24 protein-coding genes are annotated in these 23,118 nt (G+C 67.8%); 12 read left to right on the top strand and 12 right to left on the bottom strand.

What is annotated here, in order from left to right; genetic code table 11:
• The first annotated feature begins 79 nt into the window (after nucleotides 1-79).
• On the top strand, nucleotides 80-1,717 hold the full coding sequence (locus tag Q0938_RS11435) for an alpha-D-glucose phosphate-specific phosphoglucomutase (protein ID WP_299362301.1): 1,638 nt from the start codon (nucleotides 80-82) through the stop codon (nucleotides 1,715-1,717).
• Nucleotides 1,718-1,759: 42 nt separating this feature from the next.
• On the opposite strand, the gene Q0938_RS11430 is transcribed toward Q0938_RS11435, so the two are convergent.
• Both Q0938_RS11430 and Q0938_RS11425 read right to left on the bottom strand, forming a co-directional pair.
• Nucleotides 1,760-2,275, bottom strand: a complete 516-nt coding sequence (locus tag Q0938_RS11430; RefSeq protein ID WP_299362298.1) for a winged helix DNA-binding protein — start codon at nucleotides 2,273-2,275, stop codon at nucleotides 1,760-1,762.
• Between the two features lie 54 nt (nucleotides 2,276-2,329).
• The gene (locus tag Q0938_RS11425; protein ID WP_299362295.1) at nucleotides 2,330-2,644 is read right to left on the bottom strand and encodes a succinate dehydrogenase assembly factor 2; all 315 of its coding nucleotides are present in this window, start codon (nucleotides 2,642-2,644) and stop codon (nucleotides 2,330-2,332) included.
• A gap of 100 nt (nucleotides 2,645-2,744) precedes the next feature.
• Here Q0938_RS11425 and Q0938_RS11420 point away from each other — a divergent pair, with 100 nt between their 5' ends.
• Nucleotides 2,745-3,947 carry a pyridoxal phosphate-dependent aminotransferase gene (locus Q0938_RS11420; protein ID WP_299362293.1) on the top strand — a complete coding sequence of 401 codons (1,203 nt, stop codon included), beginning with the start codon at nucleotides 2,745-2,747 and terminating at the stop codon, nucleotides 3,945-3,947.
• A gap of 65 nt (nucleotides 3,948-4,012) precedes the next feature.
• The gene (locus Q0938_RS11415; protein ID WP_299362291.1) at nucleotides 4,013-4,399 is read left to right on the top strand and encodes a host attachment family protein; all 387 of its coding nucleotides are present in this window, start codon (nucleotides 4,013-4,015) and stop codon (nucleotides 4,397-4,399) included.
• Nucleotides 4,400-4,426: 27 nt separating this feature from the next.
• Here Q0938_RS11415 and Q0938_RS11410 read toward each other — a convergent pair whose 3' ends face one another.
• From Q0938_RS11410 to Q0938_RS11380, 7 genes are all read right to left on the bottom strand, one after another.
• The gene (locus Q0938_RS11410; protein WP_299362289.1) at nucleotides 4,427-5,179 is read right to left on the bottom strand and encodes a DUF1045 domain-containing protein; all 753 of its coding nucleotides are present in this window, start codon (nucleotides 5,177-5,179) and stop codon (nucleotides 4,427-4,429) included.
• Nucleotides 5,180-5,302: 123 nt separating this feature from the next.
• Nucleotides 5,303-6,142: an NAD(P)-dependent oxidoreductase gene (locus tag Q0938_RS11405; protein ID WP_299362286.1), complete on the bottom strand. Its 840-nt coding sequence runs from the start codon at nucleotides 6,140-6,142 to the stop codon at nucleotides 5,303-5,305.
• Nucleotides 6,139-6,969, bottom strand: a complete 831-nt coding sequence (locus Q0938_RS11400; protein ID WP_299362498.1) for a glycosyltransferase — start codon at nucleotides 6,967-6,969, stop codon at nucleotides 6,139-6,141. Before Q0938_RS11400 ends, Q0938_RS11405 begins: the two co-directional genes overlap by 4 nt.
• A 5-nt stretch (nucleotides 6,970-6,974) precedes the next feature.
• Nucleotides 6,975-8,189, bottom strand: a complete 1,215-nt coding sequence (locus Q0938_RS11395) for an NAD-dependent epimerase/dehydratase family protein (RefSeq protein ID WP_299362283.1) — start codon at nucleotides 8,187-8,189, stop codon at nucleotides 6,975-6,977.
• A 120-nt stretch (nucleotides 8,190-8,309) separates the two neighbouring features.
• Nucleotides 8,310-9,737 carry a UdgX family uracil-DNA binding protein gene (locus tag Q0938_RS11390; protein WP_299362280.1) on the bottom strand — a complete coding sequence of 476 codons (1,428 nt, stop codon included), beginning with the start codon at nucleotides 9,735-9,737 and terminating at the stop codon, nucleotides 8,310-8,312.
• Entirely contained in the window at nucleotides 9,737-10,969 is a 1,233-nt protein-coding gene (locus Q0938_RS11385; RefSeq protein ID WP_299362278.1) for a putative DNA modification/repair radical SAM protein, read from the bottom strand. The genes Q0938_RS11390 and Q0938_RS11385 overlap by 1 nt, the downstream gene beginning before the upstream one ends.
• Before the next feature lie 87 nt (nucleotides 10,970-11,056).
• A complete protein-coding gene (locus Q0938_RS11380) occupies nucleotides 11,057-11,485 on the bottom strand; it encodes a VOC family protein (protein ID WP_299362275.1) in 429 nt (142 codons plus the stop codon).
• 254 nt (nucleotides 11,486-11,739) lie between these two features.
• Between Q0938_RS11380 and thyX the strand changes: the two genes are divergently transcribed.
• From thyX to Q0938_RS11360, 4 genes are all read left to right on the top strand, one after another.
• Nucleotides 11,740-12,663: an FAD-dependent thymidylate synthase gene (gene thyX, locus Q0938_RS11375; RefSeq protein ID WP_299362272.1), complete on the top strand. Its 924-nt coding sequence runs from the start codon at nucleotides 11,740-11,742 to the stop codon at nucleotides 12,661-12,663.
• Nucleotides 12,656-13,822 carry a hypothetical protein gene (locus Q0938_RS11370; RefSeq protein ID WP_299362269.1) on the top strand — a complete coding sequence of 389 codons (1,167 nt, stop codon included), beginning with the start codon at nucleotides 12,656-12,658 and terminating at the stop codon, nucleotides 13,820-13,822. The genes thyX and Q0938_RS11370 overlap by 8 nt, the downstream gene beginning before the upstream one ends.
• Nucleotides 13,823-14,024: 202 nt before the next feature.
• Nucleotides 14,025-14,489: a nuclear transport factor 2 family protein gene (locus tag Q0938_RS11365; protein ID WP_299362267.1), complete on the top strand. Its 465-nt coding sequence runs from the start codon at nucleotides 14,025-14,027 to the stop codon at nucleotides 14,487-14,489.
• A 100-nt stretch (nucleotides 14,490-14,589) separates the two neighbouring features.
• Nucleotides 14,590-15,012: a hypothetical protein gene (locus tag Q0938_RS11360; protein ID WP_299362266.1), complete on the top strand. Its 423-nt coding sequence runs from the start codon at nucleotides 14,590-14,592 to the stop codon at nucleotides 15,010-15,012.
• Nucleotides 15,013-15,051: 39 nt separating this feature from the next.
• Here Q0938_RS11360 and Q0938_RS11355 read toward each other — a convergent pair whose 3' ends face one another.
• Nucleotides 15,052-15,882: a hypothetical protein gene (locus Q0938_RS11355; protein ID WP_299362264.1), complete on the bottom strand. Its 831-nt coding sequence runs from the start codon at nucleotides 15,880-15,882 to the stop codon at nucleotides 15,052-15,054.
• A gap of 401 nt (nucleotides 15,883-16,283) precedes the next feature.
• Between Q0938_RS11355 and Q0938_RS11350 the strand changes: the two genes are divergently transcribed.
• The 3 genes from Q0938_RS11350 to Q0938_RS11340 are packed head-to-tail and all read left to right on the top strand — an operon-like array spanning nucleotide 16,284 to nucleotide 20,511.
• Nucleotides 16,284-17,588, top strand: a complete 1,305-nt coding sequence (locus tag Q0938_RS11350) for an NCS2 family permease (RefSeq protein WP_299362262.1) — start codon at nucleotides 16,284-16,286, stop codon at nucleotides 17,586-17,588.
• Between the two features lie 18 nt (nucleotides 17,589-17,606).
• Nucleotides 17,607-19,097 (top strand): nucleobase:cation symporter-2 family protein, encoded by a 1,491-nt coding sequence (locus Q0938_RS11345; RefSeq protein WP_299362260.1) that lies wholly within the window; start codon nucleotides 17,607-17,609, stop codon nucleotides 19,095-19,097.
• The gene (locus tag Q0938_RS11340) at nucleotides 19,087-20,511 is read left to right on the top strand and encodes an 8-oxoguanine deaminase (RefSeq protein ID WP_299362258.1); all 1,425 of its coding nucleotides are present in this window, start codon (nucleotides 19,087-19,089) and stop codon (nucleotides 20,509-20,511) included. The genes Q0938_RS11345 and Q0938_RS11340 overlap by 11 nt, the downstream gene beginning before the upstream one ends.
• A gap of 22 nt (nucleotides 20,512-20,533) precedes the next feature.
• On the opposite strand, the gene Q0938_RS11335 is transcribed toward Q0938_RS11340, so the two are convergent.
• Nucleotides 20,534-21,025 (bottom strand): ureidoglycolate lyase, encoded by a 492-nt coding sequence (locus Q0938_RS11335; RefSeq protein WP_299362256.1) that lies wholly within the window; start codon nucleotides 21,023-21,025, stop codon nucleotides 20,534-20,536.
• Nucleotides 21,026-21,089: 64 nt separating this feature from the next.
• Nucleotides 21,090-21,329, bottom strand: a complete 240-nt coding sequence (locus tag Q0938_RS11330; RefSeq protein ID WP_299362253.1) for a DUF3072 domain-containing protein — start codon at nucleotides 21,327-21,329, stop codon at nucleotides 21,090-21,092.
• 183 nt (nucleotides 21,330-21,512) lie between these two features.
• Between Q0938_RS11330 and uraH the strand changes: the two genes are divergently transcribed.
• Both uraH and Q0938_RS11320 read left to right on the top strand, forming a co-directional pair.
• Nucleotides 21,513-21,866 carry a hydroxyisourate hydrolase gene (gene uraH / locus Q0938_RS11325; protein ID WP_299362250.1) on the top strand — a complete coding sequence of 118 codons (354 nt, stop codon included), beginning with the start codon at nucleotides 21,513-21,515 and terminating at the stop codon, nucleotides 21,864-21,866.
• On the top strand, nucleotides 21,863-23,113 hold the full coding sequence (locus Q0938_RS11320; RefSeq protein WP_299362495.1) for a urate hydroxylase PuuD: 1,251 nt from the start codon (nucleotides 21,863-21,865) through the stop codon (nucleotides 23,111-23,113). Before uraH ends, Q0938_RS11320 begins: the two co-directional genes overlap by 4 nt.
• Nucleotides 23,114-23,118: the final 5 nt, after the last annotated feature.

Genomic DNA, 23,118 nt, shown 5'->3' with positions numbered 1-23,118 from the left:
GCCGATCCGCGGTCGACGCGCAGCGGCCGGAACCCGGCTGCGGGTTGGCCGTTCCGTGAGCGTGCTGCAGGAGTTGCCGATGACCGACCGTATCCACACCGTCCCGACCGAGCCGTTCGACGGGCAGAAGCCCGGAACCTCGGGCCTGCGCAAGAAGACGCGGGTCTTCATGCAGCCGCGCTATGTCGAGGCGTTCACGCAGTCGATCTTTGACGCGATCGGGGGTGTGGCCGGCAAGACGCTCGTGCTGGGGGGCGACGGGCGGTACTTCAACGATCGGGCGGCGCAGGTGATCCTGCGGATGGCGGCCGCGAACGGGGCCGCGCGGATGATCGTGGGACAGGGCGCCCTGCTGTCCACGCCGGCGGCATCGAACCTGATCCGGCGCCGCGGCGCCGATGGCGGCATCATCCTGTCGGCCAGCCACAACCCGGGTGGCGAGGACGAGGATTTCGGGATGAAGTTCAACGGCCCGAATGGCGGTCCTGCGTCGGAGACGGTGACCGACGCCATCTTCGAACGCACCCGGACGATCCGCGAATACCGGATCATGGATGCCCAGGATGTCGACCTGTCGCGGCTCGGCGAGGTCCGGTTGGGCGACACGGTGGTCGAGGTCGTGGACCCGGTGGCGGACTATGCCGACCTGATGGCACAACTGTTCGACTTTGCCGCGATCCGGTCCATGTTCGCGCGCGGGTTCGCGATGCGGTTCGATGCCATGCACGCGGTGACGGGCCCCTACGCCCGCGAGCTCCTGGAAAACCGTCTTGGCGCAGCCCCGGGCACCGTCGTCAACGCGACGCCACTGCCGGATTTCGGCGGCGGCCATCCCGATCCCAACCCGGTATGGGCCAGCGACCTCGTCGATCTGATGATGGGGCCGAACGCGCCGGATTTCGCCGCGGCCTCGGACGGGGACGGCGACCGCAACATGATCCTGGGTCGGGGGATCTATGTCACCCCGTCCGACAGCCTGGCGGTGCTGGCGGCCAATGCCACCCACGCGCCGGGCTATGCGAGGGGGCTGGCCGGCGTCGCCCGGTCGATGCCGACCAGCCGTGCGGCCGACCGGGTCGCCGCGGCGCTGGGGATCGAGGCCTACGAGACGCCGACCGGCTGGAAGTTCTTCGGCAACCTGCTGGACGCCGGCCGCGTAACCCTGTGTGGCGAGGAAAGCGCCGGCACCGGTTCGGACCATGTTCGGGAAAAGGACGGGCTGTGGGCGGTGCTGCTGTGGCTGAACATCCTGGCGGCACGCGATCAGCCGGTCGACGCGATCATGACCGACCACTGGGCGCGGTTCGGGCGGGATTTTTACAGCCGCCACGATTACGAGGCAGTCCCGACCGAGCGGGCGAACGCCCTGATCGACCGGTTGCGCGGGATGCTGGAGTTTCTGCCGGGCCAGAAATTCGGCGAGCTGACCGTCGCGCAGGCCGATGATTTTTCCTATGTCGATCCGGTCGACGGCTCGGTGTCACAGCGCCAGGGCATCCGGGTTCTGTTCACCGATGACAGCCGGGTCGTGTTCCGCCTGTCGGGTACGGGCACCGAGGGCGCGACCTTGCGGGTCTATCTGGAACGCCATGCCGGTCCCCATGCCGACCACGCGCAGGATCCGGATCAGGCACTGGGCCCCGTCATCGCGGCCGCCGAAGCGGTGGCGCAGATCCGGGAGCATACCGGGCGCGACCGGCCGGACGTGACCACCTGACGCCCCTCTGGCGGACAGAGGTCACAGCCGGGTGCTTCATCGTCAGTAGATGTAGCGGATCTGTTCGGACCAGAATCGTTCGATGCGTCGGAACTGCCGGTTGACCTGGTCGAGCGGGGGGTCGTCCAGCACGCCCGACGCCTCCAGCCCGTGGGCGTGGCGGGTGAACAGCGCGCCGACAATGTCACGCACGGCGCAGCCCTCGTCGGTCAGGCGCACCCGGACGGACCGGCGGTCCTGTTCGCTGCGCTGGTGGTGGACATAGCCCATCTGCACCAGCTTCTTCAGATTGTAGCTGACGTTCGACCCCTGATACATGCCGCGGGACCGCAGTTCGCCCGCGGAAACCTCGGCCGATCCCAGGTTGTAGAGCAGCAGCGCCTGAACGGGGGTCAGGTCGGATCGGCCCAGCCGCTCGAACTCGTCCTTGATCAGGTCCAGCATCAGACGGTGCAGCCGGTCCAGGATCTGCAGCGTGTCCAGATAGCAGTCCGCGACGGATTCGACGGCGGGCGCGCCCGAGGGGGTGTCGCGCGGGATCAGGGCAAACCGGTTCATGGCAGGGTCCAATCTGTTGCCCTGACACGATGATGGGAAATGACCAATATTCCGTTAAAGGTCTCGGCTTTTTTTCATCCGGTTGGCGGCGTGCCCGGCGATCAGGTCCAGCAGAGGGTGCAGATGCGCCGGCCCGGCGGCCGCTTGCACCCCTGATCCGGCCTGCGCCGGGCGCGTTCGCGCCGTGACCCACTGGTAGAGATCATGGTCATTCTCGTCCAGCAGCCGCTCGTACACGTCCAGGGTCGCGTCGGATTGGGCGCTCAGCGCCTCATCGGCGAACGGCCCAAGGATCAGGTCCATCTCCTTGATGCCCCGGCGCCAGCTCCGCAGGCGCGCCCGCTTCAGCCGTATCTCACGATCGTCCATCCGTGTTCGCGCCCCGCACAAAATGGCCTGCACGCCATCATGCTTGTCGGCTGATGGCGGTCCGCCTATGACCCCAGAAAGCACCTGAAAGGCAGCATCAATGGGCTTTCTGTCCGAGACGCTCGGCCGCGTCAAACCCTCGGCCACCATCGCCATGACCAACCGCGCCCGCGAACTGGCGGCCGAGGGGCGCGACATCATCAGCCTGTCGGCAGGCGAGCCGGATTTCGACACCCCGGCCCATGTCCGCGAGGCAGCCAAGGCTGCGATTGACGCCGGCCACACGCGATACACCGCCGCGGACGGGATTCCCGCCCTGAAGCAGGCGGTCCGCGACAAGTTCGCGCGCGAGAACGGGCTGGACTACGACCCGTCGCAGGTGACGGTGGGCACGGGCGGAAAGCAGGTGCTGTTCAACGCGTTGATTGCCACGCTGAACCCCGCGGACGAGGTGGTAATGTCGGCGCCCTACTGGGTCAGCTATCCCGACATCGTGCGGCTGGGCGGCGGAACCCCGATCGTCGTCGAGACCCGCGCCGAAGCCGGGTTCCGGATGACGGCCGACCAGCTGGAGGCGGCGATCACCCCGCGCACCAAATGGGTGATCCTGAACTCTCCGTCGAACCCGAGCGGGGCGGCCTATGGCGAGGCCGAGCTGCGGCCGCTGACCGACGTGCTGATGCGCCACCCGCATGTCTGGGTGCTGGCCGACGACATCTATGAACACATCGTCTTCGACGATTTTCGCTTTGTCACCCCGGCCCAGATCGAACCGGGGCTGAAGGAGCGCACCCTGACCCTGAACGGGGTCAGCAAGGCCTATGCGATGACCGGCTGGCGGATCGGATACGGGGCCGGGCCGGTGCAGCTGATCCGGGCGATGGGCACGATCCAGTCGCAATCGACATCGAACCCCTGTTCGATCAGCCAGTACGCGGCCTTGGCCGCACTGACCGGACCGCAGGACCATATTCGTGACAGCCGGGCGGCGTTCCAGCGCCGGCGGGATCTGGTCGTGGCGGGGTTGAACGGCTGTGAGGGCATCGACTGCCCCACGCCGCAGGGCGCGTTCTATGTCTATCCCTCGATCGCAGGCCTGATCGGGCGGCGGACCCCGCAGGGCGCCGTGATCGCCACGGACGAGGATTTCGCCACCGCCCTTCTGGACGCCACCGGGGTCGCGGTGGTCTTTGGTGCGGCCTTTGGGCTCTCGCCGCATTTCCGGATCAGCTACGCGACCGGGGACGAACTGCTGGGTGAGGCCGTACGACGCATCGCGGGTTTCTGCGCCAGCCTGAGCTGACCCGCCCCACGGAACCGGGTCAGGCACGCCGCGTTGGCCCGCGAAGTCACGCGAAAGGATCGAACATGTTGTCTCTCAACGCGCTGGTCGTGGTCGCAGACGGCCACCAGGCCGTGCTGTTCCGCAACGTCGCCAAGCACGGGATCGAGCTGCAGGAACAGGGCCGGATGAGCCCGACCAACCTGCAGGACGAAAGCCAGGGCAAGCAGCCCGAGGAAACGACCCCCCGGGACGAGGATGAGGCAACCTTTGCCAAGCAGCTGGCCGAACGGCTGAACCAGATGGTGCTGCAGAACAAGGTCGACGAGCTGGCGATCATTGCCGACCCGTCCACCTTGGGCAACATGCGCAAGCACTACCACAAGATGCTGGAGCAGAAGCTGGTCAAGGAACTGCCGAAGACGCTGACCAGCGCGACGGGCGAGGAAATTGCCCAGGCGCTGCGCGGCTAGGACCCGAGGGCCCTGCTGCCGTCCGGGTCAGTGCTGCTGGCCGAGCCGGCAGCGCCCGCGGACCTGAAAGAACCCGTCCGCATCTTCTTCGACCAGACACAGCTCCTCGATCAGCCAGGGGTTCGACAGCCTGCCGGCGAAATGCTCCGCGGCGGCCATGCCGACCGGCGGGAATTCCTCGGGGGCAAGCTGGTCGGTCAGGGTCAGGTGGAACCGGAACTCATCCAGGACATAGGGCGTGCCGTAACGCGCCAGCATCAGTTGCTGGGGAATGCTGAGAGCGCCCGGGTTGCGCCGCGTGATCTCTCGCTGGCTGAGCGGCCGGCGCAGCCTGTCGAGGTCTTTCACGACCGTGGCGGCCAAAGCGTTCAGGGCGGCGGATTGTCGGCTCGTGCGAAAGGCGATGAACGACTCTGCCGCGCTGAGCGTGAGGGGCGGCAGCTCGATCGGTGCGGCGCGGGTGCAGAGGGCCTGCAGTGCCGACAGCAGCTCGGCACAGGTCGCGCCGGCGACCAGATGCATGGGCGGCCTGATCGTGGCGTGGAACCCGTAGCGCCGGGGACGCTGGGTCAACTGGGCCAGCGGACGCGGCAGACCCGGGGGATCCGGCTGGTCGATCTTTCGTCCACCGTGCAGGTCCCACCCCAGCCACTGCGCCCCCGCCTCGCCGAACGCGCCATCAGGGGCGGCGAAGACCGCGTAACGGGTTGCAGCAAGCCTGTCGGACCCCTGGCGAGATCCGTTGTTCCGGGTCTTGGTCTCGATACCGGTCTCGTTCATCCCGCAGCACCCCGACGATCGCGCCCTTGTTAGGTTTCGCAAGATTCAGCTAGGCATATCGAAACGCGTTCAGCAACTTGATGTTGATGAAGTCGCCAGTCGCCTCGCCTTTTATGTGGGCCGTTATGTCTGCAGGAATCCGAAATCCCGCAGCATCCGCGGCAGGTCCGCGCGCAGACGGTCCATCCCACCGGGCCGCCAGCCGAGCTTCTCGAGCCGCCCGCAGCCCATCACCGACAGCCCCGCCCGGTCGGCGCGGTCCGGGAGCCTGTGAGGGCAGCCAGTCAGCTGCGCAACTTCGGCCAGCAGGTCATGTCGGTCCAGCACGAGGTCCGAGGCGTTGAGGAGGCCCTGCACGCCCTCTCTCAGGATCAGCAGGATCGCGGCCGCCAGATCGTCGCCGTGGAGTTCGGTGCCGACCCGCGAAAGGATCGGTCGGCCCGCCAGAAAGTCGGCGAACAGGGCGGTCCATTTGTGTCCGGGTCCCGGACCGTAGATCCCGGTGGCGCGCAGGCTGGTCGTGGCAAAGTCCGGCCCCGCCATGCTGGCCAGCGCCGTTTCCGCCTGCAGCTTCACCTGCCCATACAGGCTGTGGGGCCGGGGCGGCGTGCCGTCCGGCAGGAACGTTCCCGGTGGCAGCCCGTCATAAACTGCCCGCGAGGACAGGAAGACGACTTGCCGAACACCGGTGCGCCGGGCATCCCGGAACAGCCGCAGCGTACCATCCAGGTTTGCTGAAATGAATCCTGCCGGATCGTCCCCTTCGCCGCCGCGATAGCGTCCGGGCAGATGCGCGAAGGCCGCGTGGATCAGCGCGTCGCACCCGTCCAGCGGTGCCGGATCGCCCAGCCGCCAGCCGGGCAACGGATCGATGCGATGCCCCGCCGCCTGCAATCCCGCGACGATGAACCGGCCGACCAGACCCGTCGCACCGGTGACGGCGACTGTCGAATCGGCGGTCACGCCGGATCTTGCAGGGTCCGGCTGTCCGGCACCCGGCCGTCGCCGGCATGGGCCTGCCACAACTCGATCAACGGCCGCAGACGGTCAGCCTTGGCGTGATCCTGCCACGGCTTCTCGTACTGGAAATGCAGGATGCGGATGTCCTGCCAGCGCCACAGCTCGGGCATGGCGAACCAGACATACTGCAGCATGTTCATGAACACCGGCAGCCCGTGCCAGTCGGGGAAGTAGTGTTGCAGGAACGTCTGGTCGGTGCGGCGCCAGAACGCCCCCGGCACGTCCAGCTGCGCCAGCATGTCCGCGAAGGTCGCCCGGTCCGGACGAGCCGTGAACACCCCCGAGTTCATGCGGTGAAAGTCGGCCAGGCTCTCGTAGACATTCGGGGCGGCGCAGAATTGCGGATAGTCGAACAGCTTGTCCACGTTCTGCAGGACCAGCGCATCGGCATCGATGAACACGACGCGGGCGTAGTCCAGCTGCCACAGCCGCAGCTTGGCGAAATTGTCCAGCGGCGTGTGAAAGGGCGGCTTTTCGCCCTTGGTGAAGGCGGCCCTGCCGTGCAGCGCGTCACGGGCATGGCTGGCGTTGAACGCGGCCGTCGTGGGCAGCAGGTCACAGCGCACGCATCGTGCCCCCAGGGCGCGCAGGGGGATCAGATCGCGGTCCGCCACGTCGGTGTGCAGCACGCAGATGTCCGCGGACGTGCCTGACAGCACGATCGAGCGGACCAGCGCCCGCGCCCCCCGCGCGTAATCGGCATTGGTCACCAGCGTGACATAGGCACGGTCCGACCGGGCGGGCCGGTCCGCAGCAAGGCCGTCGGGCAGCAAGGTCAGACCGCCTTGAGCTTCTTGCCCTCGGGGTCGTGATCGACGCGCTTGGCGATGTCCCTGGTCCAGGCGCTGACCGCCGGCACGCGCGAGCGGTCGATCCGATGCGCGTATTTCCGGGCGACGTCCACAACCTCGGCCAGCAGGCCTTCCTGCAGGGTGGTCGGGTTCAGGCCCAGCGACAGGAACTGGTCGTTCTTGACGATCAGGTCGTTCTCGTCGGCCTCTTTCCGGGGGTTGGGCAGGAACTTGACCTCTGCCCCGGTCATCCGGGCGACCAGATGGGCCAGGTCGCGGACCCGGTGCGTTTCGGTCATCTGGTTGAAGATCCGCACCCGCTCACCCGTCGCGGGCGCGTCGGACAGGGCCAACTCGATGCAGCGGACGCAGTCCTGCAGGTGGATGAAGGCGCGGGTCTGGCCGCCGGTGCCGTGAACGGTCAAGGGATAGCCGATCGCCGCCTGGATCAGGAAGCGGTTCAGCACCGTGCCATAGTCGCCGTCATAATCAAAGCGGTTGATCAGCTGTTCATGCCGGCGGGTCTGGTCGGTGTGGGTGCCCCAGACGATGCCCTGATGCAGGTCGGTGATCCGCAGCCCGTCATTCTGCGCATAGAACTGGAACAGGATCTGATCGAGACTCTTGGTCATGTGATAGACCGAGCCGGGCCGGGTCGGGTACAGGATCTCCATCCCCTTCTTGCCGGACGGGGTGTCGATCTCGACGTCCAGATACCCCTCGGGGATCGGCGCGCCGACGCTGGAATAGCCATAGACACCCATCGTTCCCAGATGGACGAGATGCGCGTCGATGCCGGTTTCGACCAGCGCCGCCAGCAGATTGTGGGTGGCGTTGACGTTGTTGTCGACGGTGTAGACCTTGTGGCGGTCGGTCTTCATCGAATAGGGCGCCGCGCGCTGTTCGGCGAAATGGATCACCGCGTCAGGGCGGGTGTCGGCCAGCCACTGCTTCAGCCGCTCATATTCGCGGGCCAGGTTCAGCAGATGAAAGTGGATCGTCTCGCCGGTTTCCTGTTTCCAGATCCGGCAGCGTTCCTGGATGCTATCCATCGGCGTCAGCGACTGCACGCCGAGCTCGGTGTCGATCCAGCGGCGCGACAGGTTGTCGACGATATGGACCTCGTGGCCCAGACTGGACAGATGCAGGGAGGTGGGCCAGCCCACGAAGCCGTCGCCGCCAAGAACCGCGATCCGCATGTCAGACTCCTTCGTCTTTGCGCGTCTGCCGGGCCTTAGCGTCAGACGGGGGCGCTGTCGAATGAAGATATGACGACAGCCTGATGGTTTTGTGACGGCCCGCCCATATCCGCCGGCCGGTCAGGCGACAAGCTCTGCCGCGAGCGTCAGGTCCTCGACAAGCTGCGCGCGTGCCCGGTCCGCCGCGGCCCGGTCGGGCACGCGCAGGATGTACGAGGGGTGCCAGCTGAGCAGGACCGGCCCGGCCGCGGTGTCCTCGACCTTGCCGCGCCGACGGGTAATCCCTTCCTTGCGGCCGGTCAGGGCATAGGCAGCCGTGCCCCCCAGGCCCAGTGTCAGCTTTGGCTGGATGAAGCGCTGTTCCAGGTCCAGCCACCACTTGCAGATGTCGATTTCCTGCCGGTCTGGGTTCTGGTGCAGGCGCCGCTTGCCGCCGCGCGCCGTCATCTGCGGCTTGAACTTGAAGTGCTTGACGGCGTTCGTCAGCCACACCGCGTCGCGATCAAGGCCGGCCTTGCCCATCGCCTCGGCCAGGACGTCCCCGGCCGGCCCGACAAAGGGGCGGCCCTGCAGATCCTCCTGATCGCCGGGCTGTTCCCCCACGATCATCAGCCGGGCATCCGGCGCGCCTTCGCCCCAGACGGTCTGGGTGGCGTGGCAGTAAAGGTCGCAGCGCGTGCAGGTCCGCGCGGCTGCCGCGGCAGCGTCCAGCGTGTCGATCTTTTCGGGCGGCTTCGGCATGGCGGCACGATACCTTTCGCTGATCTGCGCGGCGCGGCCGGGCGCCACGGTTGCAGCAGCCGAACGCATCTGCGCCACTCTTCGTTCGGAATCGGCCAGCATGGCGGGAATCTGGCGCGTTTCCGGCAAGTTCCTCCAGTACTTCACCGGCATCTCGGACCGCATCGCCCCCAGCTTGACGCGGGCCGGGTTGAAGATGTTGGTGAAATAGGTGGCCCACAGCGCCTCCGACGCGTCGTCGGGCAGGTCCGGTCGCGGGACGCCGGCGCCAAGGCTCAGCTCGCCCCCGATGAAGTCGGCGCGCTCGTCCGGGGTCAGGATGGTCCAGTCCATGTCGGCGAACCGACGGGCAAAGAAGGGGGCGTTCCGCGCGACGATCAGGTGGTCGGGTTCGAACCACGCCGCAAAGCGCCGCCGGGCGCCAGCCGCCGGAAGTTCGCGAAACCGGACGAAGGCGCGCATCTTGTGGCTGTCGCGGCGGACCGCCTTGGCCAGCCCGTGCAGCCGTGCCACCAGCGGATCGGCGGGGTTGTCCAGAACGCGGCGGTCCTGCCGAAGCCGGCAAAGCAGTTGATAGAGCAGGGCGAAGCGTTCCGGATCGCGGTGGCACAGCACCGCGTCCGCCAGGTCGACAAAGGCCCGCGGCGCGGATAGCGGGCGTTCGGGGGGCAGGGGGGCCGCGGCAAACAGGCCCGGCGCGGTTGTCCAGGTCACCTGCTCGGGTGGGATCCCCGCGGCAGCCAGCCGGCGCGCTGCATCGCGCCACGCCTCGCGCCACCCGTGGTCCGGCAGGACGACGACCTGCATCAGATCAGCTGCAGCTGTTCCGCCGGGGGCGCGAAACGGGCGCGCAGATCGGCGCTGTCGGTCAGCGCCCGCGGGCTCCACCCCGGCAGGCTGACGAACGCCCGCGCCTTTTTCATGCCCGCGCCCATCCGCAGCAGATCGTCATAGCGCAGCACCCCGTGTCGCCGCGCCGTCATGATGCGGTTCACCGTTTTGGTGCCGAACCCCGGAACGCGCAGCAGCAATTCCCGCGGCGCGCGATTGACGTCCAGGGGAAAGTCGTCGCGGTGCGCCAGCGCCCAGGCCAGCTTGGGATCGACCTCCAGATCCAGGTTGCCCGAGGGGGCGGCGCCGGCGATCTCGTCCACGTCGAAGCCGTAGAAGCGCATCAGCCAATCGGCCTGGTATAGTCGGTGTTCCCGCATCAAGGGCGGACGAACGAGGGGCAGCGCGCGGCTGGCATCCGGGATCGGGGAAAAGGCCGAATAATAGACGCGCTTGAGCCCGTAGCCCGTATAGAGGCGGGCGGCGGTGGACAGGATCGCGGTGTCGTTCGCCTGATCGGCGCCCACGATCATCTGGGTCGACTGGCCGGCGGGCGCGAATGTTGCCGGCCGCTTGCCGCGGTGGCTGCGGTCGCGGCTGGCCTCGCGCGTGAGATGGACGCGGCCCATCGCCGCCCGGATCGTCTCGGGGCGCTTTTCCGGGGCGAGTTCGCGGATCGACGCGTCCTGCGGCAGTTCGATGTTGATCGACAGCCGGTCGGCGTAGAGCCCGGCCTCGTCCAGCAGTTCCGGGCTGGCGTCTGGGATGGTCTTGAGGTGGATGTAGCCCTTGAAGCCGTGGTCGGTGCGCAGCGTCCTGGCGATGCGCACCATGTCGGCCATCGTCGCGTCGGGCGAGCGGATGATGCCGGAGGACAGGAACAGCCCCTCGATATAGTTGCGGCGATAGAATTCCAGCGTCAGCGTCACGACCTCGTCCACGGTGAAGCGGGCGCGTTCGACGTTGGAGCTGACGCGGTTCACGCAGTAGGCGCAGTCGAAGATGCAGAAATTCGTCATCAGGATCTTCAGCAGGCTGATGCAGCGGCCGTCGGGCGTGTAGGCGTGGCAGATGCCCGAGCCTTCGGTCGAGCCCAGCCCGCCCGTTCGCGCGTCGCGGCGTTCGGTCCCGCTGGAGGCGCAGGAGGCGTCGTATTTGGCGGCGTCCGACAGAATCGCGAGCTTGCGGTCGAGGCTGAGGGTTCCCATGCCGCGACGCTATATGTTCCTGATATGTTCTGCAATCGGGAACGCGGCGTCAGCCGCCGCATTCCCCGCGGGGGTTCCGCTAACCCCTTACCAGTGACCGGTATTTTCCATGCTGGCCCAGGGTTCCTTGGGCGGCAGGGGGGCGCCGGCCTGGAGCAGTTCGACGGAGATGTTGTCGGGGCTGCGGATGAAGGCCATGTGGCCGTCGCGGGGCGGGCGGTTGATCGTCACGCCGGCGTTCTGCAGCTTTTCGCACATCGCGTAGATGTCGTCGACGCTGTAGGCGAGATGGCCGAAATGGCGGCTGTCCGAGGGCAGGGCGTCGTCGCCGTCCCAGTTGTACGTCAGTTCGACGGGCGTTTCCTCCTGCCCTTCCGGCGCCATGAAAACCAGTGAAAACCGGCCCTTGTCGTTGTCGACGCGGCGGGTTTCGCGCAGGCCCAGCAGGCCGAAGAAGCGCATCGTGGCGTCCAGATCCTTGACCCGGACCATGGTGTGCAGATAGCGGATCGTCATGCGGTCATCCCTGTTTGCGGTGGTTCCGGGGCAGGGTGGCAGAGCCGTCCGGCGGGGTCCAGAGGGGCACGGGCCAGCCACCCGGCTGCTGCGCCGGACCGGGCGATGTTCATGCAGCGTTCATGCATGGTTCATGCAGTTTTCCTGCCCCACCCCGATCCGCCGCCCACAACAGATGGCCGGTACCACCACAACTTGTGTTGAAACACCGGCACCCCCACAATGCCCGGGACAGATGCCGAAGGAATCGCCCCATGACCCTGACCCCTGACCAGCAGCAAGAGATCGAGGCCGCCCGCGCCGAGCGGCACCAGACGCTGCGCGCCACCGCCCCGGGGATCGAGGCGCATCTGCATGTCGCGCATCCGGTGCTGGACCACGGCATGGTGCGGGTCGTCGACTACATGGGCGACGACGCGGCGATCGTGCAGGCGGCGCGGGTCAGCTATGGCCGCGGAACGAAGGCGGTGCAGAATGACGAGGGGCTGATCCGCTATCTGATGCGGCACTGGCACTCGACCCCGTTCGAGATGTGCGAGGTCAAGTTCCACGTCAAGCTGCCGGTGTTCGTGGCGCGGCAGTGGATCCGCCACCGCACCGCCAACGTGAACGAGTACTCGGCGCGCTATTCGATCCTGGACCGCGAGTTCTACGTGCCGGCGCCGGAGCAGCTGGCGGCGCAGTCCACGATCAACAACCAGGGCCGCGGCGCGGCGCTGGACGGGGACGAGGCGCAGCGGGTGCTGGAGTTCCTGAAGGGCGACGCGTCCCGGGCCTATGACCATTACGAGGCGATGCTGGGCGACACCGCCCCGGACGGGTCGCCGCAGCAGGGGCTGGCCCGGGAACTGGCGCGGATGAACCTGCCGGCCAGCATCTACACGCAGTGGTACTGGAAGACCGACCTGCACAACCTGTTCCATTTCCTGCGGCTGCGGGCCGACCCGCACGCCCAGTACGAGATCCGGGTCTATGCCGAGGCGATCGCCCGGATCACCGCCGACTGGGTGCCGCTGGCCTACAAGGCCTTCGCAGATTACCGGCTGGGCGGCGCGTCGCTGTCGGCCACCGGGGTCGCGGTGCTGAAGCGGCGGCTGGCCGGCGAGGCGGTGACCCAGGAAAACTCCGGGATGAGCAAGGGCGAGTGGCGGGAGTTTTTGGAGGTTTGGGGTGAATAAGTCGTATACGTCAGAGGCGACAAATACCGGTTATCTCGTTCGTCAAAAGGACCATGCCTTTGTCCTCGACTTCGACGCGATGCGCAAAGCGATTTTCTTTAATCCCGTAATTGCGGGACGAGTCGCGCGAGATTATGGCGCCCCACCGGGAACCGTTGGCGACGAACTCAAGGACGCCGTAGCGTCGAAGTTTCAACCTCTCCTTCCATCCATGGGTGCTGGTGCTGCGTCCCCCGATGATGAAGTATTTACGGCCGCTGCTCTGGCGCTTGCAAGCAACAGCCGTAATTGGAGCAAAGTGATCGCGAAGTTAGAAGATCTCAAATCCGCACTTTTAAAGTTTGATCCTGTTGCCGTCGCATCGGTCGCGGACGCACCAACGGAGAGAGAAGCGCTTCTCGCCCGGCTGACTGCGATCTTAGGGGGGCAGACGGCACGGCAGGATTCGAAGTCTATTATCCGCTTTGCTCAATTTCTTCGATCAACACCTGAGTACGGCCATTTGCTGAATGAGGCGCGCGAGGAGTTGCGAGAACGGGATTCGCGACTTAGCGACACGAAGTTGACGGCGGCAGTCAGCCTGCTGCTCGCCAAAGGGGACAAAGCTCTACGATCCAGCCCCGACGTTAGCGCGACAAAGATATTCGGTATGGGTCCGGCGCTCGCGTCCGAGTTTCTGCGGAACCTCGGCTGGCAATCGTTCAAGCCTGACCGTCACGTGATCAGACTGCTCCGCGCCTGGATGCCGCAGGATGCGCGGGACGCGGTGACGAATGGGTATCCACCGGACGTTCTGTTCAAGGGTCTCTCGAAGGAAGAACGTGACTTCTGGAAATACGCGATAATAGGTGAAGCCGTCACGCCGAAAGGGGAGAGCGTCAACGATGCGGATCAGCTGCTTTGGATGATGGGCGCTTATGTCATCCGTCCGAAACGAAAGCAGCGTGCCGGCGTGAAAAAACCACTTCCATCAGAAGCACAACTCGTCGGCTTGATGGCGCAATTTTATTCCGCAGGTCTAGATCAGGCAATAACAGAGACCGCCAAGATCCTTGCAGCTAATTGGGGCTATCATGAAGATGCGGCACACTACGAAGCGAGGACAGTGGCGGACTCGATCAGCGCTCGATGGACGGTTTTGATACCAAGCCCGCGCTAAATGACTTGGAAGTGCGCCGCGCGACATTGGTGCGATGGGCGTCGGGCAACCGAAGCGCGCTGCGGAGATCCCTCGCGAGGGGCGCCAGCCCAAAATTCGGGCCGGCTGGCGCACGCCTGCGGACCGCTGGTAAGTTGATGATGCATCTTGATTAACGGAAAAAATTCTGTTATTCGAGAAAGTTATGGAAGGGAGGGCTGTCATGAACAGGACCTCGCGGACTGCCATTTTCGTCCTTCTGCTTTCCACGATCGGAATGATCGGAAGCGCCCAGGCTGAACCCCGGGACGACGTCAGGGAGCGGTTCGACGCGTTCGTGGCGGCGCAGAACGCCCACGACATCGAGGCGGCCGGCACGTTGCTGCAGGACTCGCCCGCGTTCCTGTGGATCACGCGCGGTGCGCCGATCTGGGGCAGGGACGCGGCGCTCGAACGGTTCGGGACGCTCTACCAGGGCACATGGTCGCTCGACCCCATGCTCGACGACCTGAAGATCGTCGAGCTGGGTCCCGACGTGGTGCAGCTTTACGTGCCCGTCACGTTCATGATCGCCCCGGCCGGTCAGGACGCGCAGCCCGCGCGCTTTCTGCTCAACCAGATCTGGGTCAGGGAGGGCGACGCGTGGAAGATCGCCAGCATCCTGCCGATTCCGGTCCCGCCGTCCTAGGTGGGCGCCAGACAGAGAGCGGCTGACCGCCCGCCGCCCGCACCACGCCCATTTCGTCGAATCGTTGCCATTTCCCTGATCGTGACAGGAGCAGAACGAGATGATCGGAAAACGTGCGTCCACCCTGCTGCTTGGTCTGCTGGCCCTCCCTGCGACGGCCACGGCGCAGGGGGCCTATGATGCGCTGCCCCGCGCCGACTCGCTGCCCGAGGGTGTCGTGCAGCTGTCGCCCACGGTGCCCGGGATGGGCGCGCATTGGGGGGCGCCGGCAACCATGCCGCTCGGGCCCATCTACTGCGTGCACCAGGGCAGGATCGTCTGCCTGGAGTTCATGATCGCCCAGGACGAGTTCGCGGCAGGGAAGTCCTGGCCGGCCCTGTCGGGGATGGCGGGGCTGCCCGCCGTCGATCACGTGAACATCGGCTTTGAGCCGGAGGGGCACGCGGGATTCGAGGTGCCGCATTATGACATGCACCTCTACTTCCTCAGCCCCGAGGAGATGGCCAGGGTCCGGCCCGAGTAGCGCCGCCCTGACGGACCGAACCGGACCGGTCGCCGCGGGTCAGGGCAGCCAGATCTCGACCGTGCCGATCCGCGGCGACGGGCGGAAGGTGGTGAAGTCGGAGACGGTCGCGGGGCCGCCGCCGCCGACGAGGTCGGCGATGACGTAGGAGACCGCGCGGTCGGCGGGGTGGTAGTAGCGGATGCTCTGCCGGTCGACCGGGTAGCGGACGGCGCGGGTCTGGATCTCGCCGGCGCCGGCGGCGAGCAGGGTGGCGACCAGCCGCTGGGACCGCGGCCGGCCGTCAAGTTCGGGATAGTGGATCACGACCCGGGCCTGGGCCAAGGTGCGGAACGGCGCGGGGGCGGTGGACGCGGGCGCGGTCCGTTGGGTCGTGGCGGCGGGCGCGCTGCGCGGGGTGGCCGCGGCGGGTGCGCTGGGCGGGGCTGCGGGTGCCGTCGGTTCAGGGACGGGTGCGGGTTCGGGGGTTGGCGCTGGTTCGGGCGTGGGTGCGGGTTCGGGCGTGGGCGCAGGTGCCGGTTCAGGCGCGGGTGCCGGAGCGGGCGCGGGTGCCGAGTCAGGCGCCGGTTCGGGCGGCGCCGTGGGCGCCGGCTCGGGGGCGGGCGTGGGTTCCGGTGTGGGCGTGAGGGTCGGCGCCGGTTCCGGCGCGGGCGCGGGTTCCGGTTCGGGCGTGGGGGCAGGCGCGGGCGCCGGTTCGGGCGCCGGAGCGGGTTCGGGCTCTGGGGTCGATTCGGCGGGGGGCGACAGGTGCCGCCAGATCTCGCTGGGGGTCGGCAGGTCGCCGCTGGTCTGGGCGCCCGCTTGTGTCGCGAACAGGCAGGCGATCAGGGCCAGCGTCCGGGGACGGGTCGGAGGGTGGCGGTGCGTCATGGCGCGGGCCTTTCGCTGTCGCTGCGCGGCCTGCCGGTCCGGCCGGGCCGCTGCTGTTAACCACGAAGTTTCCCGATCCATAAACGACCGGGCGCGCGTGTCACCTCACGTCGTGGTCAGGCGCGCCGGACGGCGGAACCTTGCCCAAACCGGCCGACCGGACCCGCACCGGCCCGGTCAGGCCCGCCATTCTGCGCGAAAGCTTGAAACAGTCGCGCGAACTCCGACAAGGACCCGCCCGGCCACTCGCCCATAGGCTGCCCGGATCGGCCGTGCTGCCCCGGGTGGATGCTGGACGGCTGGCAGGGCCGGTGACAGGATCGCGGGCAGGATTGAAGCAGACCGGCCCCGGATGCCGGCGAAAAGGGCCGCGGCAAGCGGCCGCGAGGGAGAGGGGCAGGATGATCGCGGACTACTTCAGGCTGGAGGCGCACGGGACCACGGTTCGGACCGAGCTGGTTGCGGGGGTCACCACCTTCCTGACCATGGCCTATATCATCTTTGTCAACCCGGACATCCTGTCGACCACCGGGATGGACCGGGACGCGGTGTTCGTCGCCACCTGCCTGGCCGCCGCGATCGGCTCCGCGATCATGGGGTTGTGGGCGAACTGGCCGATCGGCATGGCGCCGGGCATGGGGCTGAACGCGTTCTTCGCCTTCACCGTCGTGGGCGCGCTGGGCTATACGTGGCAGCAGGCGCTGGGCGCGGTGTTCATTTCCGGGGTGATCTTCCTGATCCTGTCGGTGACCGGGATCCGGCGCTGGCTGATCGCCGGCATCCCGCATTCGATGCGCAGCGCCATCGCCGCCGGGATCGGGCTGTTCCTAGCGATCATCGCCCTGACCTCGTCGGGGCTGGTGGTGGCCAGCCCCGCGACCTTCGTCACGCTGGGCGACGTCACCTCGGCCCCGGTGCTGCTGACGGTGACCGGGTTCCTGGTGATCGCGGCACTGGACGCGCTGAAGGTGCCGGGCGCGATCCTGATCGGCATCCTGGCAGTGACGCTGCTGTCGATCGCGGTGGGCAACAGCGAATTCGGCGGGATCCTGTCGGCGCCGCCCTCGGTCGCGCCGACCTTCATGCAGCTGGACGTGATGGGGGCGCTGGGGCTGGGGCTGGTCAACGTCGTGCTGGTGCTGGTGCTGGTCGAGGTGTTCGACGCGACGGGCACCCTGATCGGGGTCGCCAAGCGCGCCGGGCTGCTGGTCGAGGGGCCGCAGCACAGCAACAAGGGTCTCAGCCGGGCGCTGATGGCGGATTCGACGGCGATCGTCGCCGGCTCGATGCTGGGGACGTCATCGACCACCGCCTATGTGGAAAGCGCCGCCGGGGTGCAGGCCGGCGGCCGCACCGGGCTGACCGCGCTGGTCGTGGCGGTGCTGTTCCTGGGCGCGATGTTCCTGGCGCCGCTGGCCGGGTCGGTGCCGGTGCAGGCGACCGCGCCGGCGCTGCTGTATGTCGCGACGCTGATGCTGCGCGAACTGGTCGAGATCGACTGGGACGACGTGACCGAGGCGGCGCCGTCGGTGCTGGCGGCGCTGGCGATGCCGTTCACCTATTCGATCGCGAACGGGCTGGCCTTCGGCTTCATCAGCTATGCGGGGCTGAAGCTGCTGACCGGCCGGTCGCGCGAGGTGCATGTGGCGACCTGGGTGGTGGCGGCGCTGTTCGTGATCCGTTTCGTGCTGGCGCCGCACGAATGATTTCGAGAGGGAGGGACGATGGACGCGACGATGGATGAGGCCGGCCGCGCCGGGGTGCACCCGGTGGACGAGATGCTGCCGGCGCCCAAGCTGCTGACGCTGGGGTTCCAGCATGTGCTGGTGATGTATGCGGGCGCCATCGCGGTGCCGCTGATCGTGGGCCGGGCGCTGCAGCTGTCGCCCGAGGAGGTGGCTTTCCTGATTTCCGCCGACCTGTTCGTCTGCGGCATCGTGTCGATCATCCAGAGCCTGGGGGCGACCCAGTATTTCGGGGTGCGGCTGCCGGTGATGATGGGCGTGACCTTCGCCGCGGTCGGGCCGATGGTCGCCATCGCCCAGACCACGCCGGGGCACGAGGGGGCGCGGGCGCTGTTCGGGGCGATCATCGCGGCCGGGATCATCGGAATCCTGATCGCGCCGCTGGTCAGCCGGATGCTGCGGTTCTTTCCGCCGGTGGTCACCGGCACGCTGATCCTGACCATCGGCATCACCCTGATGCCGATCGGGATCAACTGGATCTTCGGCCTGCAGGTCGGTCCGACCGCGCCGCAGATCGTGGACCCGGCCGCCGCCGCCTGGCTGGAATCGGCCCGGGCCGCGGGCGAGGTGCCGGCCAGCGTGCAGCTGGCGCCCACCGTGGCGAACCCCGCCTACGCGTCGGGGCAGAACATCGTGATCGCGGCGCTGGTGCTGGGCACCATCCTGCTGGTGTCGCGCTATGCCACCGGGTTCCTGGCCAACATCGCGGTGCTGATCGGGATCATGGTCGGCGGGGTGATCGCCGCGCTGCTGGGGATGATGCATTTCGACAAGGTGGCCGAGGCCGGCTGGTTCGCCTTCATCCGGCCGCTGCAGTTCGGGACGCCGACCTTCGACCCGATCATGATCGCGACGATGGTGCTGGTGATGCTGGTCACGCTGATCGAATCGACCGGCATGTTCCTGGCGCTGAGCGACATCTGCAAGAAGCCGCTGACCCAGAAATCGCTGGCCGCCGGGCTGCGCGCCGACGGGCTGGGCACCACCATCGGGGGGCTGTTCAACACCTTTCCCTATACCTCGTTTTCCCAGAATGTCGGGCTGGTCGGGGTCACCGGCATCCGGTCGCGGTTTGTCTGCGTGGCCGGCGGCGCGATCATGATCCTGCTGGGGCTGATCCCCAAGATGGGGGCGCTGGTCGAAAGCCTGCCCACGACGGTGCTGGGCGGGGCCGGGCTGGTGATGTTCGGGATGGTCGCGGCGACCGGGGTGCGGATCCTGTCGCGGGTCGATTTCGCCGGCAACCGCCACAATTTGTTCATCGTGGCGATCTCGGTGGGCGTCGGGATGATCCCGCTGATCGCGCCCAAGTTCAACCAGTGGATGCCGCACGCGATCCACCCGCTGATCCATTCCGGCATCCTGCTGGCGGCGATCTCGGCGGTGCTGCTGAACTGGTTCTACAACGGCGCCCCGCATGTCGACGAGGATGCGGTCCGCGAGGCCGGCCATGCCTCGGATGCCCACTGATCCGGGGGCGGGGCCGGCCGCGCAGGCGTCCGGCGGGCGCCCTGCCGCCGGTGCCCCGCGGTCGCGGCTGCTGATCCGCGGCGCCCGCGTCGTCGTCACCATGGACGACGCGCTGCGCGAGATCGCGGACGGCAGCGTGCTGGTCGAGGACGGGGTGATCGTCGCGACCGGCGCGGCGCTGCGGCGCGACGATCCACGGGCCGCCGGGGCCGAGATCGTCGATGCCGCCGGCTGCGTGGTCACGCCGGGGCTGGTCAACACCCATCACCACCTGTTCCAGACCCTGACCCGGGCGGTGCCGGCGGCGCAGGACGCGGCGCTGTTCGGCTGGCTGCGGGCGCTGTACCCGATCTGGGCGCGGCTGACGCCCGACGACATCGCCCTGTCGGCGCGGCTGGGGCTGGCCGAACTGGCGCTGTCGGGCTGCACCTGTTCGTCCGATCACCTGTACCTGTTTCCGAACGGCGCCCGGCTGGACGACAGCATCGCGGCCGCCGCCGATATCGGCATCCGCTTCACCGCCACCCGCGGCGCGATGTCGATCGGGGAAAGCCAGGGCGGGCTGCCCCCCGACGCGCTGGTCGAGGACGAGGCGGCGATCCTGCGCGACTGCGACCGGGTGGTGTCGGCGTTCCACGATCCCACGCCGGGCGCGATGCTGCAGGTGGCGCTGGCCCCCTGCTCGCCGTTCTCGGTCAGCCGCGAGCTGATGCGCGACGCGGCGGTGCTGGCCCGCGAACGGGGGGTGCGGCTGCACACCCACCTGGCCGAGAATGACGAGGACGTGGCCTATTCGCGCGAACGCTTCGGCATGACGCCGGGCGATTATGCGGAAAGCGTCGGCTGGACCGGCGACGACGTGTGGCACGCGCATTGCGTCCGGCTGTCGGACCCGGAAATCGCGCTGTTCGCGCGGACCGGGACCGGGGTCGCGCATTGCCCCTGTTCCAACGCGCGGCTGGCCAGCGGCATCGCCCCGGTGCGGGCGATGCGCGACGCCGGGGTCCCGGTCGGGCTGGGGGTCGACGGCTCGGCGTCGAACGACAGCAGCCATCTGGGGCTGGAGGCGCGGCAGGCGATGCTGGTGGCGCGCCTGCGCGACGGCCCCGGCGCGATGGGCGCCCGCGAGGTGCTGGAGATCGCGACGCGGGGCGGGGCCCGGGTGCTGGGCCGGTCCGACATTGGCCAGCTGGCGCCGGGGATGCGCGCCGACCTGGTGCTGTGGGACGTGGCCGAGATCACCGCGGCGGGGCAGTGGGACCCGGTCGCGGCGCTGGTGTTCGGCGCGCCGGTCCGGCCCCGCGCCGTGTATGTGGAGGGCCGCGCGGTGGTGCAGGAGCACCGGCTGACCACCGCCGACCCGGCCCGGATCGCCGCCGACGCGGGGCGCGCGGTGCAGCGGCTGATGGGCTGACGGGCTGCGTGTTGGCTGGCCGTCAGCCGGGCAGCACGGTCCACGGGGCGGGATAGACATGTTCCTGCAGGTTGGGACCGTCGGCGCAGCGGTCCGCCACCGCGAACAGGCCGGGATCGGCCAGCGGGGTCAGCACCCCGTGCCAGACGTTGCGGCCGATATTCACCCCTTGGCCGGGCGCGGTCAGGAACGCCAGCGGATCGCCCGGACGGTCGCCCAGATCGGGGGCGACGATGACCAGGAACGGATGTTCGGTCATCGGCAGGAAAGCCTGGCTGCCCAGCGGGTGACGTTCGACCAGATCGAAGCGATAGGGCAGCGTCACCGATTCGGACCGGAACACCGAGATCCCCGCCCGGTCGGCGATGTCGAGCCGGGCGAGGTCGTGGTGGCGCCCGCAGCGCCCGGCGTTGATCAGCCGGTCGGGCGGGCCCACGGCCTCGATCACCTGGCCGAAGGGGGCGAAGGCCGTGGCCTGGAGGGGTCTGGTGTGCAGGACGCGGGTATCGGTCATCGGGTGATCCCTCTCGATGGGACGTGCGGTTCAGCCCGGATGGGGCGGCCTGACGGATGGCCTGTCACAGCTTGAGCTTGTCCTTCAGCGCATCAATGCGCTTGGACGCCTCGGCCTTGGACAGGTCCTCGGCAAAGGCGTCGGGATCATGGGCCTGTTCCGACAGCGTCTTGAGATAGGATGTCTGCGCGCCGGTCATCGGTTCGTCGCCCGAGACCCAGTCGTCGGGGTCCTTTTCGGTGTTCGACTGAGGGTCGGGGTCGGCCTTGGGGTTGTGGTCGGTCTTGTCGTGATCGTCGGTCATGGTGATCGCCTTGTGCAGAGTATGTTCTTCTAACGTTCCGGTCCGGGTTGCGTTCCCGTCCGGCAGGTTTGGCCCGTCCTTTCGCAAATCTGTAAACTGCATGTGGATTCGCGCACTGTTCGCCGGGGCGGGCGCCGGGCTAAGCAGGTCGCGGCGGCGACATGCGCAGGGAAAGGCGGTTCGATGGACGGATATCTCACCACCCATGTTCTGGACACGGCGCGGGGACGTCCCGCAGCCGGGATGGAGATCGTGCTGCACCGGATCGAGGGCGCGGCGCGAACCGAGCTGGCGCGGGTCGTGACCAATGCCGACGGCCGCACCGACGCGCCGATCCTGCCCAGAACCGATTTCGCGCCCGGCGTCTACGAGCTGGTGTTCCGGGTGGGCGCCTGGCTGGACGCGGGCGACATGCCCGGCCCGCAGCCGCGCTTCCTTGACGAGGTCCCGATCCGGTTCGGGATGGCCGAGGCCGCGCATTACCACGTGCCGCTGCTGGTGTCGCCGTTCGGCTATTCGACCTACAGGGGCAGCTGATGGACTGGGTGATCCTGCACGACTGGGCGTCCTTCGCGATCCGCTGGCTGCACGTGGTCACGGCGATCGCGTGGATCGGCTCGTCGTTCTATTTCATCATGCTGGACCTGGCCCTGCAGAAGGCGCCGGGCCTGCCGCCGGGCGCGCATGGCGAGGAATGGCAGGTGCATGGCGGCGGGTTCTACCATGTCACCAAGTTCCTGGTCGCGCCCGAGCGGATGCCCGAGCACCTGACCTGGTTCAAGTGGGAAAGCTATTCCACATGGTTGAGCGGCGCGGCGCTGCTGATGGTCGTCTACTGGGCGCAGTCCGAGCTGTTCCTGATCGATCCGGCCAAGCTGGACCTGGCGGCCTGGCAGGCGATCCTGCTGTCGGCGGGGTCGCTGACGATCGGCTGGCTGGTCTATGACCGCCTGTGCAAGTCGGGGATGGCCGAGCGGCCGACGGCGCTGATGCTGGTGCTGTTCGTGCTGCTGGTGGCGATGGCCTGGGGCTATGACCAGGTGTTCACGGGGCGCGCCGCGCTGCTGCATCTGGGCGCCTTCACCGCCACGATCATGACCGCGAACGTGTTCTTCATCATCATGCCGAACCAGCGGATCGTCGTCGCCGACCTCAAGGCCGGGCGCAAGCCGGATGCGAAATACGGCAAGATCGCCAAGCTGCGCAGCACCCACAACAACTATCTGACGCTGCCCGTCGTGTTCCTGATGCTGTCGATCCATTACCCGCTGGCCTTTGCAAGCAGCTGGAACTGGCTGATCGCGGCGCTGGTGTTCCTGATGGGGGTGTCGATCCGGCATTTCTTCAACACCATGCACGCCCGCAAGCCCTGGCCTTGGTGGACCTGGGGGGTGACGGCGCTGCTGTTCGCGGGCATCGTCTGGCTGTCGATGCTGGGCGTGCAGCGCGATCCAGCCGAGGTGGGCGACGAGACCGCGATGACCGACACCCAGCAGCGGCTGGCAGACAGCGCCCATTTCGCGGACGTGCAGTCGATCGTGCTGGGCCGCTGTTCGATGTGCCACGCGGCCGCGCCGTCTTGGGACGGGATCGCCGCGCCGCCGCGGGGGATCGCGCTGGAAACCGACCGCGACATCGCCCGCGCGGCGCGCGAGATCTATCTGCAGGCGGGGCTGACGGACGCCATGCCGCCCGCCAATGTCACCTTCATGGAACCTGCCGAACGGGCCACGATCCGCGCGTGGTTCCGGTCGGCCGACGGCACCGCGATCGCCGCGAACTGACGGCC

The sequence above is a fragment of the uncultured Paracoccus sp. genome (genome assembly GCF_947496875.1).
GTDB lineage: Bacteria > Pseudomonadota > Alphaproteobacteria > Rhodobacterales > Rhodobacteraceae > Paracoccus.
The sequence above is the reverse complement of the archived record's forward strand: the minus strand, read 5'-3'. Positions and strand labels throughout refer to the sequence as shown.